This window comes from Falsiporphyromonas endometrii (genome assembly GCF_042654485.1).
Lineage (GTDB): Bacteria > Bacteroidota > Bacteroidia > Bacteroidales > Porphyromonadaceae > Porphyromonas > Porphyromonas endometrii.
In genome coordinates this window covers 1-1,854 of record NZ_JBHSGO010000077.1, presented here as the reverse complement: position 1 = coordinate 1,854, position 1,854 = coordinate 1, and the positions used below count along the sequence as shown (strand labels likewise).

The following is a 1,854-nucleotide window of genomic DNA, read 5'->3' as shown; positions in this document are numbered from 1 at the left end:
CCCGGGCGGACGCCAATCCCCCCGGTGTTTTTCATGTCCGCCTGACGGATGAACAAAACAATGAAATGAAATGATTAATTTTGACTCAAAGATAAACCTCCTTTACACACTTTTTGGGATACTACCCACATCTTTGTGTGTTATTATTATGAATATTGGAAAGTAAACGGTATTCTAATGTTCGAAAACATATTTTGTGTTATAGGGTATTCAGTCTGAATAAACCTACGAATTGCCGCTTCAGCTACAGCCATAAGGAAAGAATTAAGCCTAAATCAGCTAATACTACTCTTCGAAATGATCTTATCACATTGATAATAACACCCTCCAATTGTAATATAAACGCAAATAATTCAAACTAATATTATAAATTTGCAATGTCACGAGGTTTAGAAACTTCACACAGAAAGAGAGTATACAAAGGCCGATAGTAGATTAACTCGGCACTTAAATGTTGTTTTGGATTTGGTATAAAAAAACTTGTATAAGTTGGAGATGTATGGTATTCATATTATTAAGACTCACTTTTGATTGTTTTATAAGTCTCATTTCACAATCATACAAGATGTTCAAGGCACTCCCATTAAAGCAAATTCAATATAAAATCAAATACTCTTTCTAATTGAACACTTCGATAGATTATAGTCACCATTTAACTATTAAGAGATGAATAAGATTTATAAATGCACATTAATTACACTTGTAGGGATACTAATTGGAATAGTCTCTATATCTTGCAGCAAAGACAACAAAGAAGACGGTAACACATCCATACCAGATGCCAAGGAGACAACTCAATTGCCCCGCATGGCATTTGAAGTTGTACCCAATCAAGAGGCGAACACCTCCTACGAAGAAAAGTCACATAGAGCAAAAGTGGAACACCTCTCCATTCCGGACATTAATAAGAAAAATGGAAACATTGAGGTGACGGCTTTTATTAACAAGGACCTTAATGCCATCAAATTTGTTACTTACGATTGTAAAAAGGATAATACTCCCGTGATCTTCATTGGTGGTAATAAAGAGGAGATCATAAAAACTCTCAACAAAGAGGGATTTAGATCGGAGACAAAGGATGGGAAGAGTCACTTTATCAATGAGAAACAAAATGCAGATTTCTACTTCTTAGACAATATTCCACAAGAAATCATCTCATATGGATGCGAAATATGTGGCTTATTCGTTCCAATCAAGTTCGACTTTGATGTAACATTCCCTTCCGGAAATGAGATGCCGTTACTTGTGCCATATCCAATGGTTGACAAGGACACGTATCGGGACGATATCATTGCTCATGAAAAGGCAGTCGGACGCATCTTAACTCAAAGGATTAAGAATATCCCCTACCCTGAAGGCTTTTTTAATCCCAATAGTCGTATAAAGTTAGTGATATACAATGTTGGAGCACAAAGCTCATCCGGGAAAACAGAAAGTGCAATCTTAGCCGGAGCAAATGGAGATAGAATGTCCGTTCTAAAACCATTCTTTGACAAAGAACTCACCGGATGGAAATATCTATCCACAAAGAAAGATGAAGAAACCAGCTGCCAATGGCAAGATCCTAAAACCGGATGGAAAGCAACTGTCTTGGATGGCGAACTATCTGCTGACGAGTTTAGATGTGATCATGCCATCATCTTTCAATCGGTAGTGGATGCAAAGATTATCAAATAAAAATTAGACCATTTACCATAGCAAAAGGGGCTGTGACACATTGAAGTGACTGAAGTGCCCCCCAAAAGTTGGACGTTAAATTAAACGTTATAATTGTCTATAATGAGCTCGGTATTTTACCGGGCTCATTCCTTTTAACCTCAGTTTTATTCTTTTATTGTTATACCATTCTATATA

The 1,854-nt window shown here is 36.6% G+C and carries 2 protein-coding genes; one reads left to right on the top strand and one right to left on the bottom strand.

Annotated elements, in window-relative coordinates:
• The first annotated feature begins 666 nt into the window (after positions 1 to 666).
• The gene (locus tag ACFO3G_RS03325; RefSeq protein WP_380077972.1) at positions 667 to 1,677 is read left to right on the top strand and encodes a hypothetical protein; all 1,011 of its coding nucleotides are present in this window, start codon (positions 667 to 669) and stop codon (positions 1,675 to 1,677) included.
• An 87-nt stretch (positions 1,678 to 1,764) separates the two neighbouring features.
• Here the strand turns inward: ACFO3G_RS03325 and ACFO3G_RS03320 are convergent, their stop codons facing one another.
• Positions 1,765 to 1,851, bottom strand: coding sequence for an IS3 family transposase (locus ACFO3G_RS03320; protein ID WP_380077071.1), 87 nt, complete (start codon positions 1,849 to 1,851; stop codon positions 1,765 to 1,767).
• Positions 1,852 to 1,854 lie beyond the last annotated feature (3 nt).